Annotated in this window: 12 protein-coding genes and 3 pseudogenes; 6 read left to right on the plus strand and 9 right to left on the minus strand. The window is 69.0% G+C overall.

What is annotated here, in order from left to right:
- Positions 1–21: 21 nt before the first annotated feature.
- Positions 22–1,011 carry a LysR family transcriptional regulator gene (locus tag Rai3103_RS13965; RefSeq protein WP_194793145.1) on the minus strand — a complete coding sequence of 330 codons (990 nt, stop codon included), beginning with the start codon at positions 1,009–1,011 and terminating at the stop codon, positions 22–24.
- A 229-nt stretch (positions 1,012–1,240) separates the two neighbouring features.
- Here Rai3103_RS13965 and Rai3103_RS13970 point away from each other — a divergent pair, with 229 nt between their 5' ends.
- Positions 1,241–1,795: a hypothetical protein gene (locus Rai3103_RS13970; protein ID WP_153573093.1), complete on the plus strand. Its 555-nt coding sequence runs from the start codon at positions 1,241–1,243 to the stop codon at positions 1,793–1,795.
- Between the two features lie 238 nt (positions 1,796–2,033).
- Here the strand turns inward: Rai3103_RS13970 and Rai3103_RS17965 are convergent, their stop codons facing one another.
- A complete protein-coding gene (locus tag Rai3103_RS17965; RefSeq protein ID WP_228488934.1) occupies positions 2,034–2,717 on the minus strand; it encodes a saccharopine dehydrogenase family protein in 684 nt (227 codons plus the stop codon).
- Positions 2,717–3,292 carry a saccharopine dehydrogenase NADP-binding domain-containing protein gene (locus Rai3103_RS17970; protein ID WP_228488935.1) on the minus strand — a complete coding sequence of 192 codons (576 nt, stop codon included), beginning with the start codon at positions 3,290–3,292 and terminating at the stop codon, positions 2,717–2,719. The genes Rai3103_RS17965 and Rai3103_RS17970 overlap by 1 nt, the downstream gene beginning before the upstream one ends.
- 121 nt (positions 3,293–3,413) lie before the next feature.
- On the opposite strand from Rai3103_RS17970, the gene Rai3103_RS13980 reads away from it, so the two are divergent.
- Entirely contained in the window at positions 3,414–5,255 is a 1,842-nt protein-coding gene (locus Rai3103_RS13980) for a DEAD/DEAH box helicase (RefSeq protein WP_228488936.1), read from the plus strand.
- Between the two features lie 86 nt (positions 5,256–5,341).
- On the plus strand, positions 5,342–6,280 hold the full coding sequence (locus Rai3103_RS13985) for an alpha/beta hydrolase (protein WP_153573094.1): 939 nt from the start codon (positions 5,342–5,344) through the stop codon (positions 6,278–6,280).
- A gap of 60 nt (positions 6,281–6,340) precedes the next feature.
- Here the strand turns inward: Rai3103_RS13985 and Rai3103_RS13990 are convergent, their stop codons facing one another.
- Both Rai3103_RS13990 and aceA read right to left on the minus strand, forming a co-directional pair.
- Positions 6,341–8,569 (minus strand): malate synthase G, encoded by a 2,229-nt coding sequence (locus Rai3103_RS13990; protein ID WP_194793146.1) that lies wholly within the window; start codon positions 8,567–8,569, stop codon positions 6,341–6,343.
- Between the two features lie 31 nt (positions 8,570–8,600).
- On the minus strand, positions 8,601–9,872 hold the full coding sequence (gene aceA / locus Rai3103_RS13995; RefSeq protein WP_153573095.1) for an isocitrate lyase: 1,272 nt from the start codon (positions 9,870–9,872) through the stop codon (positions 8,601–8,603).
- A gap of 130 nt (positions 9,873–10,002) precedes the next feature.
- On the opposite strand from aceA, the gene Rai3103_RS14000 reads away from it, so the two are divergent.
- The 3 genes and pseudogenes from Rai3103_RS14000 to Rai3103_RS14010 all read left to right on the plus strand — a co-directional run bounded on the left by Rai3103_RS14000 (position 10,003) and on the right by Rai3103_RS14010 (position 13,590).
- Positions 10,003–11,484 carry an XRE family transcriptional regulator gene (locus tag Rai3103_RS14000; protein WP_228488937.1) on the plus strand — a complete coding sequence of 494 codons (1,482 nt, stop codon included), beginning with the start codon at positions 10,003–10,005 and terminating at the stop codon, positions 11,482–11,484.
- Between the two features lie 58 nt (positions 11,485–11,542).
- A complete protein-coding gene (gene aroD / locus Rai3103_RS14005; RefSeq protein ID WP_228488938.1) occupies positions 11,543–12,304 on the plus strand; it encodes a type I 3-dehydroquinate dehydratase in 762 nt (253 codons plus the stop codon).
- 192 nt (positions 12,305–12,496) lie between these two features.
- Positions 12,497–13,590 (plus strand): annotated as a pseudogene (locus Rai3103_RS14010) (transaldolase family protein).
- Positions 13,591–13,802: 212 nt separating this feature from the next.
- Here Rai3103_RS14010 and Rai3103_RS19200 read toward each other — a convergent pair.
- The 4 genes and pseudogenes from Rai3103_RS19200 to Rai3103_RS14030 form a co-directional block, all read right to left on the minus strand.
- Entirely contained in the window at positions 13,803–14,054 is a 252-nt protein-coding gene (locus Rai3103_RS19200; RefSeq protein WP_479685352.1) for a hypothetical protein, read from the minus strand.
- A 173-nt stretch (positions 14,055–14,227) separates the two neighbouring features.
- Positions 14,228–14,857 (minus strand): annotated as a pseudogene (locus Rai3103_RS19120) (molybdopterin-dependent oxidoreductase); the annotation flags it as partial.
- Positions 14,858–14,924: 67 nt separating this feature from the next.
- Positions 14,925–15,230 (minus strand): DUF3349 domain-containing protein, encoded by a 306-nt coding sequence (locus tag Rai3103_RS14020; RefSeq protein WP_153573096.1) that lies wholly within the window; start codon positions 15,228–15,230, stop codon positions 14,925–14,927.
- A 337-nt stretch (positions 15,231–15,567) separates the two neighbouring features.
- Positions 15,568–16,764, minus strand: a pseudogene (locus Rai3103_RS14030) (inorganic phosphate transporter); the annotation flags it as partial.
- Positions 16,765–16,793: the final 29 nt, after the last annotated feature.

The following is a 16,793-nucleotide window of genomic DNA, read 5'->3' on the forward strand; positions in this document are numbered from 1 at the left end:
GTCTGGCGGAGGCGTCGGCGACTAGTGCCGGGGCCGGGGTAGCAGGGCAAGCACGGCCGCCTTCGGGCCGACAATGCGACTGCGCAACCACGCAGCGCTCGTCACCACCTCGAACCCGACGCCGTCGAGGGCGCGCCAGACGACGTCCGGGTTACCGAAGGCCCGCACCTCGCTCGCCAGTTTGAACGAGACCGCATCACCGGCTGCGACGAGCCGCAGGGAGGCATCGACGGCACCGGGGTGCGCCTCCTGCAACTCCCCAGCCCCGCCGTAGCCGGCATCGGCGAGGGCGGCGAACATCGCGTCGTACGTCTGCGGATCGGCAGCGCGCGCGAACGTGGCCAGATTCTCGCCCGTCAACTGCTCCGGGCGGACCGCCTCGCCACGGGCGAGGGGGTGAGCGTGATGGACCGCCACACCCAGCGGTTCGCGGGACACGACTCGGCTGCCGATCCAGCGTCCGCTGACGACCACCCCACGGACGAGGACCAGATCGAGCATCGGATCGGCCTCGAACATGGTGGCGACGTCGGTGTCGCCAGGCAGGGGTCGAACGCTGATGGCGATATCGCCGAGAGCCGCACGTGCCCGCGAGACCAGGCGGGGGAGGAGCAGGGGTGGCAGTGCCGCAACGACTCCGATGGTCAGGTGACCGAGGCCGACATCGCGGAAGTGCGACATCGACTGGACCGCCTGCTCCATGCGGGCGAGGACCGCCCGGGACTCCTCCAGGAAGAGCGTGCCGGCAGGCGTCAGTGCGACCCGCCGGTTCGACCGTTCCAACAGGACGACGCCCAGTTCATGCTCGATCTGACTGATGGTCTGGCTCACCGCCGGCTGGGCGATGTGAAGTCGCTGGGCGGCGTGTCCGAAGTGCAGTTCCTCGGCGACCGCCACGAAGCAGCGCAACTGCCGGAGGTCCACAAGCGATGATAAGCACAGCTTCTCATGCCAGGTCATGCTCGTCTTGGACGCCTCCGGGTGGCCGGGTGTGCACTCGAGATATGACAACCACAACTTCTCCCGTCTCCCACCTCTACTGGGAAATCCGCGGCACCGGCCCGACGGTCCTGTTGATTCCCGGAACACCGGGCGACGGCGGCCAGTTCGACCAACTCGCCGACGCTCTCGCCGGCGACCGAACCGTCGTGCGGTATGACCGACGAGGCACCTCACGCAGCCCCGCCCCACGGGCTGGGCGGCCACCTCTGTCGCCGAACAGGCCGAGGATGCCGCCGCCGTGCTCATGGCCGCAGGGCGAGCGGACGCCTTGGTCTACGGGACGAGCAACGGCGCAGCCATCGCCCTCGAACTTGCGCTGCTCCACCCTTCCCTCGTGCGCCGCGCTGTCCTGCACGAAATGCCCCTGATGTCGGTCCTGGCCGACCCCGGGCCCGTGGCAGAGCTGGTGTCCGGCGTCATCGGTTCGGGGATGGCCACGGGCGGCCCCCGGGGAGGGCTCGAGGCCTTCCTCGGGTTCGCGTTCGGGGACGACGTCGTCGCGGCCTGGGAGCCCGGGCTCCGCGATCGCATGCTCGACAACGCGGACATGGTCTTCGGCGTCGAATTGCCCGCATTCCAGGCCTACCGTCCGGACGAGAGCGCCCTGGCCGCCAAAGCCGTGCCGATCGACGTGGTCGTGGGGGCCGACGAGCAGGCGCCCTTCTTCAGGGAGGCGGCCGAGTGGCTGGCCACTCAGCTGCACACCTCCGTCCTGGACTGGCCCGGTGCGCACGGCCCCCAATTCACCGGCCCGGACGCGTTGGCCGACGCGATCGTTTCGCTGGATCGCTGACCGTCCCACCGCGCCGTGACATCGCTGCGGCAGATCGACTTCGCGACCAACTGGCTCTTGCTGAGTCGCACCTGCTGCTCGGGTGCTGGCGCGACGCTTCGCGCCCGCCCTTGTCGCCGGTGAACCCCGCTGGTCGATGGAGGGCGTTCTGGTGCCCGTCGGCGGGCTACCGATGCGCATGGCCCAACGCCCACGGCCGGATCTCGCCAAGTCCTGACCCGCCCGGCCACGCTCCGGCTCAGCTGAGGCGCTCCACCCGGAAGGTGAACTCCTGGGCCTGCAGCCGTTCCACGAGGACGTCCCCCAGAGCCGTGGCCGGAGTCAGGACTCCGGACCGCCGGGGGAGACGAGGCGCGTCGAAGGCCAGGCACAGCGCACTCTCGGCGAGCATGATCGCCGTGCCGTCGTAGCCGGGATCATGGTCGGCCCCGACGACCGTTCGATAGCGCGCCCCGGTCGAGGTGTCCGCGGTGATCTCCATCCTGAACCGGCCGGCCGCTCGCCGGGCCGCACTCGGTCCCTGACCGGGACGCGGCAGGACGTGGTCAAGGATCGTCCGCGTCGGCCGCCACGACAGCCCGGCGGCCAGGGACGCCGAGGCCAGGCCCAGGAGCGCGGCCCGCAGGGCTGCCGCCGGCCCGGCTCCCAGGTCGCTCACCTCTCGGTAGCGGAAGCCTCGTCCGTAGGACCAGTCGGTCAGGGTGTTGGAGAGGCGTACGAGGCGGGTGTTGTAGCCGGCCATGGCGAACGGTCCGGTCCAGCGGCCGGTGCTCGGGTCACGGCGTGCGGCGACGAGCCGACGAAGTCGGGCGAGCTGGCTCATCGGGCGGTGCGGGTGGCGAGCAGGTTCCTCGGCCCGGCGTGGGCTGAACGCATACCGATCGGCCAGCACGTGGCGCAGGGTCGGGTCGTCGTTCACCATCAGGATCTGCTGTCGCAGCGAGTCGAGGGTGCCGCCCGAGATGCCGCCCGCAGCGACGTCACCGCCAGTGTGGTGTCGGCGAGTGTCCCTTGGCCGTCGGCGGCGGCCTGCTGGGCGGTGATCAGGACGCCGAGGTCGGAGGGGATCGAGTCGAATCCGCAGGAGTGTACGATCCGGGCCCCGCTGGCCCTGGCCACGGCGTCGACGTTGTCCATGGCCCAGCGGACGAAGAGGACCTCACCGGTCAGGTCGGCGTAGTGGGTGCCCTCCTCAGCGGCGGCCCGGACCACCTCCTTGCCGAGGCGGGCATAAGGACCCACGGTCGAGGCCAGCACGACGGTCCGGGCGGCAAGTCGGCGCAGGCCCTCGCTGTCTGCGGCATCGACGGCGACCAGGTCCCAGGCCCGGGCCCGCGCGGGGAGCCCGCGGCGGACACTCTCGAGGTGGGGGAGCGAGCGGCCGGCCAGGGCGATCCGGGCCTGCGCAGGCGAGGCCGAGGCCAGCTGGGCCGCCGTCAGTGCACCGACGAAGCCAGTGGCGCCGAACAGGACGATGTCGTACTCGCGCGTCGTCATGCCAGAAGTCTCACACGGGCACGCGGCAGGCACCTCCGCCAGGACCATGACGCACCTGCTGCACACGCGTTTCGCTGGCCTACCGATACCTGCGGGGCAGCTGAACAGCTAGGGTCGGAGGGTGAGTGACGAAGGGTTCGGGGCCATGGAGCCCCAGACGGTGCCTGAGACGGAGACCCAACTCGAGACGGAGCCCCAGCCCGAGACAGCGAGCGGCGCCGAACCGGCCGCCACGTTTGCCGACCTCGGCCTGGAGGACCGCATCCTCAAGGCCCTGCGCGACCTCGGTTACGAGGTGCCGACGCCGATCCAGGCGGCGACGATCCCGACGCTGCTGGAGGGCCGTGACGTCGTCGGCCTGGCCCAGACAGGCACCGGCAAGACAGCGGCGTTCGCCCTGCCGATCCTCAGCCAGCTGGACCTGAAGCAGAAGGCGCCCCAGGCGCTGGTGCTGGAGCCCACACGCGAGCTGGCCCTTCAGGTGGCGGAGGCCTTCGAGAGCTACTCGACGCACCTGCGCGGCGTCAAGCTGTTGCCGGTCTACGGCGGGCAGGGCTATGGGGTCCAGTTGAGCGCCCTCAGCCGCGGCGTCCATATCGTCGTCGGGACGCCCGGCCGGATCATGGATCATCTCGACCGCGGGACGCTGGACCTCTCCGAGTTGCGCTACCTGGTGCTCGATGAGGCCGACGAGATGCTCAACATGGGCTTCGCCGAGGATGTCGAGAAGATCCTCGCCGGGACCCCTGAGGACAAGCAGGTCGCCCTGTTCTCGGCGACGATGCCCAGGCAGATCCGGGCCCTATCGAAGAAGTACCTCACCGACCCCGTCGAGATGAGCGTCAAGGCGAAGACTGCCACGGCCCCGAACGTCGCGCACCGCTACCTGATCGTGTCGTACCCGCAGAAGGTGGACGCGCTCACCCGCATCCTCGAGGTGGAGAACTTCGAGGGCATGATCGTGTTCGTCCGGACCAAGAACGAAACCGAGACGCTCGCGGAAAAGCTGCGGGCCCGGGGGTTCTCCGCCACCGCCATCAACGGCGACATCGCCCAGGCGGCCCGCGAGCGGACGATCAACCAGCTGAAGTCCGGCAAGCTCGACATCCTCATCGCCACCGACGTGGCCGCCCGCGGACTCGACGTCGACCGGATCAGCCACGTGGTCAACTTCGACATCCCGACCGACACCGCCTCGTACGTCCACCGCGTCGGGCGGACCGGGCGCGCCGGACGCAGCGGCGATGCCATCTCGTTCGTCACCCCACGCGAGAGGCGCCTGCTGCGCGACATCGAGAAGGCCACCGGGCAGACGCTCACCCAGATGAACCTGCCCACGGTCGAGGACATCAACGCCACCCGCCTGACCCGCTTCGACGACGCGATCACCACCGCGCTGGGGGCTCCGGAGAGGATCGACTTCTTCCGCGACGTGGTCTCCCACTACGTGCAGGAGTACGACATTCCGGAAGTGGACGTCGCCGCCGCGCTGGCGGCCGTGCTACAGGGCGACGAGCCGATGTTGCTCGAGCCCGAGCCGGAACCGAAGCGATCGGCCTTCCGTGACGACCGCTCCGGTCAGCGCGAGCGTGCTGGCCACGCCGAGGGCGACCACGGCCCGCGCGGCCGGGACCGGGGTGACGATCGAGACGTACGGTCCGGCAGGGGTGGCCGTCGGGCCGGTGCCGGCCTGGCCTCGTACCGCATCGCCGTCGGGCGCCGCCAGAAGATCTCCCCGCGCCAGATCGTGGGCGCGTTGGCGAATGAGGGCGGCCTGCAGCGGGACGACTTCGGCAAGATCGAGATCCGGGCCGACCACTCGTTGGTCGAGCTTCCGGCCTCGCTGCCGCAGGAGGTGTGGGACGCACTCAGCTCCACCCGGATCTCCGGCCAGCTCATCCATCTCGAGCTGGACCGGGGCCGTCCGCAACGCTCGGAGCGACCGCGCAAGTATCGCGACTGAACCATTCGTTCGTGCCTGACCGGGCCGCGTGGCCCGGCCAGGCCACCCGGCGTGGGGGCGCCAGGTCGGGGTGGAATCATGGCGGCGTGAGCAACGTCGAGCCCCGTCCGCTGGATCCGCAGGCCTTCCCCGAGTCCACCGCCTCCGCCCCCGGCATGCGGGTCATCACCGCCGACACGACGCCACGCTTCGGGTCGGTCGCACTCGGCGTCCCGTACGCCCAGAAGTCCGGGCGTACGCTGCACCTGCAGGTCATCCTGCCGCCGCGTCCGTTGGCCATCCCCGACACCGCCGACGACGTGTACCCCGCCCTGCTGTGGATCCAGGGGTCGGCCTTCCACGAGCAGGACCTGGGCCACAAACTCCCGGCGCTGGCCGACTTCGCCCGGCGGGGCTACGTCGTCGCCATCGTCGAGTACCGGCCCAGCGAGGTGGCGCCGTTCCCGGCGCAGGCCAAGGATGCGAAGACCGCCGTGCGCTGGTTGCGCGAGCATGCCGCGCGGTTCCACGTCGACCCGGACCGCATCGTCCTGGGCGGCGACTCCTCCGGTGGGCACACCGCTCTGATGACGTACGTCACCCAGGATGACCAGGACTATTCCGACGAACCGGTCGCTGACGAGCTGGGGATCTGCTGCTTCATCGCGTTCTACCCGGTCACCGACATCACCACGATGCACGACCAGCCGTCGGCCCTCGACCACGTCAGCGCCGACAGCCCCGAGGGGTACCTGATCGGGCGGCACAACGTCCTGGAGCGTCCCGACCTCGTCGCGCCGACGGTGATCGCCAACCACGTGGCGCCGGCCGCCGAACGGCCGCTCCAGCCACTGCTGATGATGCATGGCTCGCGCGACCGGCTGGTGCCCTTCGCCCAGTCCGTCGAGCTGTACGAGCGACTGGTGGCCGCGGGACAGGATGTCACGCTCTACCAGCTCAAGGGCGCCGACCACGGCGGCCCGCCCTTCTGGCAGCCGCCGGTGACCGAGATCATGGACGCTTTCATCCGGCGTCACCTGCCCTGAGCGCGGCGGAGCCCCGCCGGTCGTGACCGGCGGGGCTCCCACATCCACAAGAATCGTTGCTCAGACCAATCCGTGCCTTTCCTTGAACTCTCGGCGACGGGCGTGGAGGATCGGCTCCGTGTAGCCGGACGGCGACCGGGTGCCCTCGAGGGCCAGGTCACGCGCCGCGCACCAGGCGATCGAGTCCTCGTACGACCCCTCGGGGGTGGACGGGGTCATCGGCAGGTAGGTCGGGTCGCTCGCGTTCTGCTGGTCCACGACCGCGGCCATCCGCCGGAAGGCATCCACGACGAACTCCGCGGAGACGACGTCGTGGCGGATCCAGTTGGCGAGCATCTGCGAGCTGATCCGGCAGGTCGCCCGGTCCTCCATCAGGTCGATGTCGTGGATGTCCGGCACCTTGGAGCAGCCGACGCCCTGTTCGATCCAGCGGACGACGTAGCCGAGGATCGACTGGCAGGAGTTGTCGACCTCGTTGCGCTTCTCCTCCTCGGTCCAGTCCGTGCTCGGGGCGAGCGGGATCTCGAGCAGCCCCTCGAGGGTGGCCCGACGTCCTTCCTGAAGGATGTCGGCCTGACGCTCCCAGACGTTCACGTCGTGGTAGTGCGTGACATGCAGGGTGGAGCCAGTGGGCGAGGGCACCCAGGCCGTGTTCGCGCCGGCCGCCGGATGGGCGATCTTCGTCGCCAGCATGTCCGCCATGAGCTCGGTCATCGCCCACATGCCCTTGCCGATCTGGGCTCGGCCGGGCAGGCCGCAGGCGAGACCGATGTCGACGTTCCAGTCCTCGTAGCTCTTCATCCACGTGGCGGACTTCATCTCCGCCTTGCGGATCATCGGGCCCGCCACCATGGACGTGTGGATCTCGTCGCCGGTCCGGTCGAGGAAGCCGGTGTTGATGAAGATGATTCGGTCGGCGGCCTGCTCGATGCAGGACATCAGGTTCACCGTCGTACGGCGCTCCTCGTCCATGATGCCCATCTTGATCGTGTTCCGCTCCAGGCCGAGGACGTCCTCGACGGCGCCGAAGAGCTCCGACGTGAACGCGACCTCAGCGGGCCCGTGCTGCTTGGGCTTCACGATGTAGATCGACCCGGTGAGCGAGTTCGCCCGCTCGTTGGACTCCGCCAGGCCGGGCATCGCGCACAGGCTCGTGACGAGCGCGTCCAGGATGCCTTCGGGCAGTTCGTTCCCCTGCTCGTCGAGCACGGCCGGCGTGGTCATCAGGTGGCCCACGTTGCGGCAGAGCATCAGCGAGCGGCCCTTGAGCCGCAGCTCGGAACCGTCCGGTGCCGAGAAGAGACGATCGTCGGCGAGGGTCCGGGTGAACGTACGCCCACCCTTCTCCATCACCTCCGCGGCGGTGCCGTCGTTGAGGGCCAGCCAGTTGCGGTAACCGGTGACCTTGTCGGGCCCGTCGACCGCCGCCACCGAATCCTCGAAGTCCATGATCGCGGTGATGGCGGACTCCAGGACGATGTCGCTCACGCACGCCTTGTCGGCTCGTCCGATCGGGCTGTCGAAGTTGAACCGGATCTCGATGTGCAGACCATGGTGGCGCAGCAGGATGCTCTTGGGGGCGCCCGGAGCACCGGTGTAGCCGACGAAGGTGGCCTCGTCGGCCAGGCCGACGACCTCACCGGACTCCAGGGTCACCTGCAGCCGTCGGCCGGCCCGGTACTCCACGACATCGGCGTGGGAACCGGAGGCGAGCGGCACCGCCCGGTCCAGGAACGCACGGGCCCAAGCGATGACCCGCTCGCCCCGGATGGGGTTGTACCCGGTGCCGCGTTCGCCGCCGTCGGCCTCGCTGATCGCATCCGTCCCGTACAGGGCGTCGTAGAGCGAGCCCCACCGAGCGTTGGCCGCGTTGATCGCGAACCGGCGGTTCATCACCGGCACCACGAGCTGCGGACCGGCCACGTCGGCGATCTCCGCGTCGACGTTGCGGGTGCGGGCCCGCACGCCGGTCGGCTCGTCCAGCAGGTAGCCGATGTCGCGCAGGAACTGCTGGTAGGCCTTCGGCTCCGGGACCCCGGGGTGCTCCCCGTGGTAGGAGTCGAGTGCGGACTGCAGCCGGTCGCGCTCCCGCAGCAGGTCGCGGTTGCGGCCGGTGAACGCGGCGAAGACGCTGACGAAGCCGTCCCAGAAGCGGTCCCGCGGGACGCCCGCGCCGGGCAGCGCTACCTGGTCGAGGAACTCCACGAGCCTGCGGTCGACCAGGAGGTTGCCGATCTGCTCATGGGTCTCGGTCTGGGTTGACATGGTGGCCCCTGTCGATGTGGTCATGGAGGTCTCCTCTCTCAGGTGCGCTGTCGGTTCAGAACTGCGCGGCCTCGGTGGAATCCTTGAGAGCCGTCGTCGAGCTCTCCGGGTTCACCACGGTAGCGATGTCGTCGAAGTAGCCGGTGCCGACCTCCCGCTGGTGCTTGGTGGCGGTGTAGCCGCGCTCCTCGGCGGCGAACTCGCGCTCCTGCAGGTCGACGTAGGCGGTCATGCCCTCACGGGCGTAGCCGTGGGCCAGGTCGAACATCGAGTAGTTGAGGGCGTGGAAGCCGGCCAGCGTGATGAACTGGAACTTGAAGCCCATCGCGCCCAGCTCGCGCTGGAACTTCGCGATCGTGGCGTCGTCCAGGTGCTTGCGCCAGTTGAACGACGGCGAGCAGTTGTAGGCCAGCAGCTGGTCGGGGTGCTCGGACTTGACGGCCTCGGCGAACTTCTTGGCGACCTCGAGGTCGGGCGTGCCGGTCTCCATCCACAGCAGGTCGGCGTACTCCGCGTACGCCTTGCCGCGGGCGATGCAAGCCTCCAGGCCGTTACGGACTTTGTAGAAGCCCTCGGCGGTGCGCTCACCGGTGAGGAACTCCTGGTCGCGCTCGTCGACGTCGGAGGTGATCAGGGTCGCGGCTTCGGCGTCGGTGCGGGCGATGATCACCGAGGGGACACCGGCGACGTCGGCGGCCAGGCGCGCGGCGTTGAGGGTGCGCTCGTGCTGCTTGGTGGGGATCAGCACCTTGCCACCGAGGTGGCCGCACTTCTTCTCGGAAGCCAGCTGGTCCTCCCAGTGGACGCCGGAAGCGCCCGCGGCGATCATCGACTTCATCAGCTCGTACGCGTTGAGCGGGCCGCCGAAGCCGGCCTCGGCGTCGGCCACGATCGGGACCAGCCAGTCCTCGACGGAGCGGATGCCCTCGGAGTGCTCGATCTGGTCGGCGCGCAGCAGCGCGTTGTTGATCCGACGGACGACCTGGGGCACCGAGTTGGCCGGGTACAGCGACTGGTCGGGGTAGGTGTGGCCGGAGAGGTTGGCATCGGCCGCGACCTGCCAGCCGGAGAGGTAGATGGCCTTCAGGCCGGCCTTGACCTGCTGGACGGCCTGGTTGCCGGTGAGCGCGCCCAGCGCGTTGATGTAGTCCTCGGTGTTGATCTTCTCCCAGAGACGCTCGGCGCCACGACGGGCGAGCGTATGCTCCTCCTGCACGGTGCCACGCAGACGGACGACGTCCGCGGCGGTGTAGTCACGCTTGACGTTGGCCCAGCGGGGGTTGGTCTTCCAGTCGTACTGGATGAGTTCTGCGGAGTTGGAGCTCATGGCAGCTTCCTTCGGGTCATCGGGCCAGCGTCCTTGCGTGCCCTGGTGGTACTACCTTGCGTGACCTGCACCACAACTTTCTAGAGGAATCTCTTGAAAGAAACGCAAAAATTCTGTTACCGTCAATTTCGTGCTTGTCAACGATGATCGGCCGGTCGCCCCCGACGAGACCGTGGAGCCTTTCGACCCGTTTTCGCTGGGTCGCCGTCTGCGCCACCTGCGCAAGGAACGCGACCTCACCCTGGCCCAGGTCGCCGAGCAGTCCGGCGTCGCGGCGTCGCAGCTGTCGCTGCTCGAGAACGGGAAGCGAGAGGCGAAACTTTCCACGCTGCAACGGATCGCGCGTGTGTACGGCGCCACACTGGACGATCTCACCGCCCCGGTGCCGAGCCGCCGGGCCCAGTTGGAGATCGAGCTCGAGCACTACATGAACTCCCCGCTGGCGCGGGCGAAGGGTCTGCCGACTGTCCGCATCTCGCCGCGGATGTCGATGGATGTCCTCGAGGCTCTCGTCGGGCTGCACCACGAACTGGCCCGTGACGCGGCCGAGCGGGTCGCCACGCCGGAGGAGGCACGGCGGGCCAACGCCCAGTTGCGCGACGAGATGCGCGCCCGCGACAACTACTACGGCGAACTCGAGGCAGAGGCCGCGAAGCTGCTGAAGCGGGTCGGCTACGTCTCGGGGCCGCTGTCGCAACACCTCATCGGCGAGATGACCGAGCACCTCGGCTTCAGCCTGTACCACGCCAGTGACCTGCCCCACTCGACCCGATCCGTCACCGACCTGAAGAACATGCGGATCTACCTGCCGGCGACGCTGGGCGACCACGATCCCAAGTCGGTGCTCCTGCAGGCCCTCGGCCACCACATCCTCGGCCACACGCCGCCGACGAACTACGGCGACTTCCTGCGGCAGCGGGTCGAGACGAACTACTTCGCCGCCGCGCTGATGATGCCCGAGGAGCCGGCGGTCCGTTTCCTCCGCGAGGCCAAGGGACGGCGGGAGCTGGCGGCGGAGGACCTGCGGGACAACTTCGCGGTGAGCTATGAGGCGGCCTGCCATCGCTTCACGAACTTCGCGACCCAGCACCTCGACATCCAGGTCCACTTCCAACGCGTCCACGAGTCCGGCGTGATCTACAAGGCGTACGAGAACGACGGGGTGATGTTCCCCAAGGACAACCTGGGAGCGATCGAGGGCCAACCGGTCTGCCGCTACTGGACCTCCCGACAGGTCTTCGACGTCGCGGACAAGTTCAATGCCTTCGACCAGTACACCGACACCCCCACGGGCACCTTCTGGTGCTCCGCGCGGGTCGACCGCGCCGGCGCCAGTGGCGCGTTCTCCACCAGCATCGGGGTGCCCTACCGGGATTCCAAGTGGTTCCGGGGCCGCGACACCAAGGAGCACTCCGTCTCGAAGTGCCCCGACGAGAGCTGCTGCCGTCGGGCGCCAGCGGGCCTGACGCAGCGCTGGTCGGCCTATGCGTGGCCGAGTGCCCGGACCCATGCGCACCTTCTGGCCGCTCTGCCTCCCGGCACCTTCCCCGGCGTCGATGATGCGGAGGTCTACCAGTTCCTCGACTCACGCTCCGGCGAGAAGGAATCCTGACCCACTAGCCTGGCATCACCACGAAGGGGCAGGGGTGCCTCCGAGGAAGGAGACAGCCGTGCGTACGGTCCGACTCAGGAACGTTTCCCTCGGTGAGGGGAGGACCAAGGTGATCGTCCCGATCACCGGGCGCACGTCCGACGAACTCGTGGCCCAGGCGTCCGAACTGGTGAGGCATGACCTGGACATCGTCGAGTGGCGGGTGGATTTCCTCGACGTGGCGCCCAACGTGGAGCAGGTCGTCGCGGCAGGTCGTCGCGTCGTGGAGGCGCTGGACGGCACGCCGGTGCTGTTCACCTTCCGCACGGCCGACGAGGGCGGCGAGAAGGCCATCACACCCGCTGACTACGTCCAGCTCAATCTCGGAGTCATCGAGTCGGGGCTCGTGGACGCCGTGGACGTGGAGCAGTTCTTCGACGCCGAGGCGGGCGACGCCATCCTCGCCGCTGCCCACGCGGCCGGGGTGCCCGTCGTCGGCAGCAACCACGATTTCCAGGCGACGCCCCCGGCAGACGAGATCGTGGCCCGCCTCGTCGCCATGCAGGACCGAGGCATGGACGTCGCGAAGATGGCGGTCATGCCGACCGACGCCGGCGACCTCCTGCGCCTGCTCGAAGCCACCTGGACGATGGCCTCCAGGCATGACAAAACGCCCGTGATCACCATGTCGATGGCCGGGCTCGGAGTCGTCTCGCGGATGGCCGCACAGGTGTTCGGCTCCTCGGCGACGTTCGCCATGGTCGGGCGCGCCTCCGCGCCCGGGCAGGTCCCGGTCGAGGAGCTGCAGCCCATCCTGCGCCTGATTGCCGAGAATTGCTGATCTTTGCCCACCTGTCGCATCGGGGAGGACGTGGGGCGTACGTGACATGACCAGGGTTATGTGCGTCGCATCACAAGGCTTTGTATGTACATATTCTTGACTTAGTCCTGTCATGAGTGTTGAATCGTCATGTGGCCATCACCTGGGCGGCATCGGCGCCTCCCACGCCACCGACCCAGGAGCTTCAGGTCCATGAATGACACGGCCTCCCTTGATACGACGCTCGTCGCTGGTCCCCTGTTGGAGGCCGCACGAACCACTCCCACCGCACTGTGGAACGACTCCTCCGACCTGGAGGAGCTCCGGCAGTCCATCTCCTTCGGGGGCGTGGGCGCCACCTGCAACCCGGTGATCGCCTACACCACCATCTCCAAGCACCCCGAGGTGTGGACCGACCGCATCCGCGCCATCGCGGCCGCCCACCCCACGTGGGGGAGTCGGCGATCGGCTGGCAGGCGGTCAGGGACATGTCGGTCGAGGCCGCCCAGCTGCTGGAGCCCATCTTCGTCGAGCACAAGGGGCGCAACGGCCGCCTCTCGGTGCAGACCGATCCGCGCCTGGCCCGCGACGCGGAGGCGATCGTCGCCCAGGCGGTCGAGTTCAGCGAGCTGGCGCCCAACATCGTCGTGAAGATCCCGGCCACGCAGGTCGGCATCGCGGCGATCGAAGAGGCCACCTACCGCGGCGTGTCTGTCAACGTCACCGTGTCCTTCTCGGTCGCCCAGGCGGTCGAGTCGGCGGCGGCGATCGAGCGGGGCCTGGCGCGGCGGGAGGCCGACGGACACGACACGTCCGCCATGGGGCCGGTGGTGACCATCATGGTCGGACGCCTGGACGACTGGATCAAGCATGTGGTGGCACGGGACAAGATCTTCCTCGATCCGTCCGCGCTGGAATGGGCCGGAGTGGCCGCGTTCAAGCACGCCTACGCGATCTTCCAGCAGCGCGGCTACCGCTCGCGGCTGCTCTCGGCGGCCTTCCGCAACGTGCACCACTGGGCGGAATTCGTCGGTGGTGACGTGGTGGTCTCCCCGCCGTTCAAGTGGCAGGCACTGATCAACGCCTCGGACTACCGAGCCGAGCCCCGGATGGACGTCCCCGTCGACGCGCGCTACCTCGAGCAGCTGCTGCGGGTCCCCGACTTCGTCCGCGCCTACGAGGTGGACGGCATGACCCCGGCCGAGTTCGAGGAGTTCGGGCCGACGCGGAAGACACTGCGCCAGTTCCTCGCCGCCGACGCCGACCTCGACGCCCTGGTGCGCGACATCCTGATCCCGGCCCCCTGAGGCCGCACCTGCTTCCCCCTACTGGTCCGTCCCTGACCCACTCCAGGAGCGGTCACACTCCTGCTTTCCACGGCCCTGCATGTCGAGAGTGGATCCGTCGGTACCAGCAGGGGGAGGGAAAGGTCCCGGGTCCCGAGCAGCATCGTGGACCCGGGGCCCGTTCGTCCCCGCACTCGTCCTGCCTGGACTCCGGTGTACGTGCTGCCGGGGGCTCAGCGGGCGATGATCGCGACCCGCTGGATCGCGTTGTTCCCTATCCCCTGGACGTTCCACACCTCGTCGGGCTGGGTGTTCCCGGCCTCATCGGTGGCTCGGCACGACAGCACATGTTCGCCGGGCGCGACGTCGCAGGTGCCCGACCAGGCCCGCCAGGCGTACGGTTCGCCGACCGGGCCCAGCTCGGCGCTTGCCAGTGACCGTCGACCGCCACCTCGACGCGGCGGATCGGCCCCTGCCCACTCCAGGCCCGCCCCCGCACGCTGAGGCGGCCGGCCCCGACATAGCGGTGCCGCTCAGGGAAGTCCGGGTAGCCCGGCGGCATCATCAGCGCCCGTACCCGGATCCGGGTCACCGGCTCGCCAATGTCTTCGGGCGTGGCCTGATAGCGGTACGCCTCCGCCTGCTGGTATCCCCGGAACGGCTCGGCGACGGCCTCGACCCCGGTGAGCCACTTCACGCTCGTCATGCCGTACCAGCCCGGCACGAGCAGGCGTAGCGGGGCGCCGTGTTGCGGCTCGAGCGGCCGCTCGTTCATCGCGTAGGCGAGGAGCACCTCGTCGCGGCGGGCCTCGGCCACAGGGAGGGAACGCTGGTAGTCCTGCTCGACCCCGCCCTGCACTCCGTGATCGGCCCCGGTGAAGACCAGTTCGATGGCCGCGTCGTCGAGGCCGGCATCATCCAGGACTCCTCGCAGCGGCGTCCCGGTCCACCGCGCCGTGCCGATCGCTTCGAGGAGCCAGGGCTGCGACTCGGCCCTCGGCGCCATCCGCGCCCGGCCGTTCCCCGCACACTCCATCGTCACGGTCACCGTCCGTGTGGGGCGGGCCGACAGGTCCGCGAGGGAGAGGGTGAGTGGCGTACGGACGAGACCACCGACGGTCAGGCGCCACGAGTGGTCGAGCTCAGGCATGTCGAAGTGGGTCAGCAGGTAGTGGAGCCCCACCGGCGTGACGTCGTGGCGCAGCGCCTCGAGGGGCATCCCACGGTTGCGGAAGGCGTTCTGCAGTTCGACCAGGGAGAACCGGTCCGGCGACTGACTGGCGGCCATGCTCCACCATAGGGTTCCTCGCCCGCCCTGCGGTAGGGAGGCACGAGATCTGCCTGGGCGTGCTCGTTCACCGCGGGGGCGGCCCCGCCAGCGGCCAGCCACCGGCGGCCAGGCGGGCCGAGACCCGGCGGACGTCCTCGGGCTCCGGCTCCTCCTGCACCACCCTGCGGATCATCTCGCGGACCTCGTCCTCCGAGACCGGGTGCCCCGGGTTCTTGCGCTCGGCGATCCGTCGGACGATGGTCTCGATCTCCTCCTTGGTCAGCGTGCGGTGCAGGATGCTGTAGAGGGCGATGTAGTCGTTCTCGGGGATGCCCTGCGGATACCCTGCCCGCAGCCATTCGACGACGCGATGGAAGACGCTCTCGGGCATGGTGGTCAGCCCTTCTTCAGGAGGGTCGGGAGGATGTGCTGGAAGGAGACGACGTAGCCGAAGCCGGCGGCCACGATGATGGCCAAGCCGATGGCGATCACGGCAAGGACGACCGCGAAGCACGCGAGGGCGAGGGCGGTGTAGGCAGGGCGCGCGGGGCGTGGCTGGTCTCGGCGTCGCCGCCGGCACCAGCGGCCATCCACCGCACACCGAGGGCGAACACGCCGGGCAGACCGGCGCCGACGAGGATGCAGATGAGCAGGACCTGGCCGGTCGCCGCAAGGAACAGCTGGAACATCAGGCTCCTAGGAGGTCGGGGAGGCGGGGCGGCAGCAGCCAGCCCCGGTCCCCAGTCGTCGTTCACGTTGTGGGCGCCGATGGGCGTACGGCGGGAGCGGGCGACCAGGTAGGCCACCATCGCCAGCAGGATCGCGAAGACCACGAACGGGCCGAGCCAACCGTCGGCCACGCCGGACAGGCCATTGGCGATCACGTACATGGCGGCTCCGACGAGGGCAGCCGCCGGGAGGGTGACCAGCCAGGCCACCACCATGCGTGCCGCGACGCCCCAGCGCACTTCGGCGCCACGGCGGCCGAGGCCGGTGCCCAGGATGGATCCGGTCGCGACGTGGGTGGTCGACAGGGCGAAGCCCAGATGCGACGAGGCCAGGATCACAGCCGCTGAGGAGGCCTCGGCGGCCATGCCCTGCGGCGAATCGATCTCGACCAGACCCTTGCCGAGGGTACGGATGATCCGCCAGCCGCCCGTGTAGGTGCCCAGCGCGATCGCCCCGGCGCAGACGACCTTGACCCACAGCGGAATGCTCGTCGTCTGGTTCCACGAGCCGTAGCCGATCAGGGCCAGGGTGATCACCCCCATCGTCTTCTGGGCGTCGTTCGTGCCATGGGCCAAGGACACCAGGGACGCGGTGCCGATCTGTCCCCAGCGGAAGCCCGTCTCGCGGTATCGCTCGGCGACACCGTTGGTGATCCGATAGATGAACCAGGTCCCGATCATCGAGACGATGACGGCGACCACGGGGGAGACGAGGGCCGGCAGGATCACCTTGCCGAGGATCCCGTCCAACTTCGTGCCGTCGCCGGCCCAGTTGACACCGCCGAAGCCCAGCGCCGCGATCGTCGACCCGACCAGGCCGCCGAACAGGGCATGCGAGGAGCTGGACGGCAGGCCGAGGAGCCAGGTGAGCAGATTCCAGAAGATGCCGCCGATCAGCCCGCAGAACACGATGATCAGCAGCAGGTGTCCGTGGTCCGCCAGGAATTGGGCCTTGGGCATGCCGCTCTTGTCCTGGATCTTCACCACGGCGTTCGTCACGGTCAGGGCGACCTGCACCGACAGGAAGGCGCCGATGAGGTTCAGCACGGCCGACAGGATCACGGCGGTCTTCGGCCCCAGAGCTCCGGTGGCGATCGACGTCGCCATCGCGTTACCGGTGTCATGGAAGCCGTTGGTGAAGTCGAAGCCGATGGCTGTTACGACGACCAGCGCGAGGATCGCCAACTCAAGAGTCACACGTCGATTGTTCACCCTCGCGTAACGCG

Origin of the sequence: Raineyella fluvialis (assembly GCF_009646095.1) — a bacterium.
GTDB lineage: Bacteria > Actinomycetota > Actinomycetes > Propionibacteriales > Propionibacteriaceae > Raineyella > Raineyella fluvialis.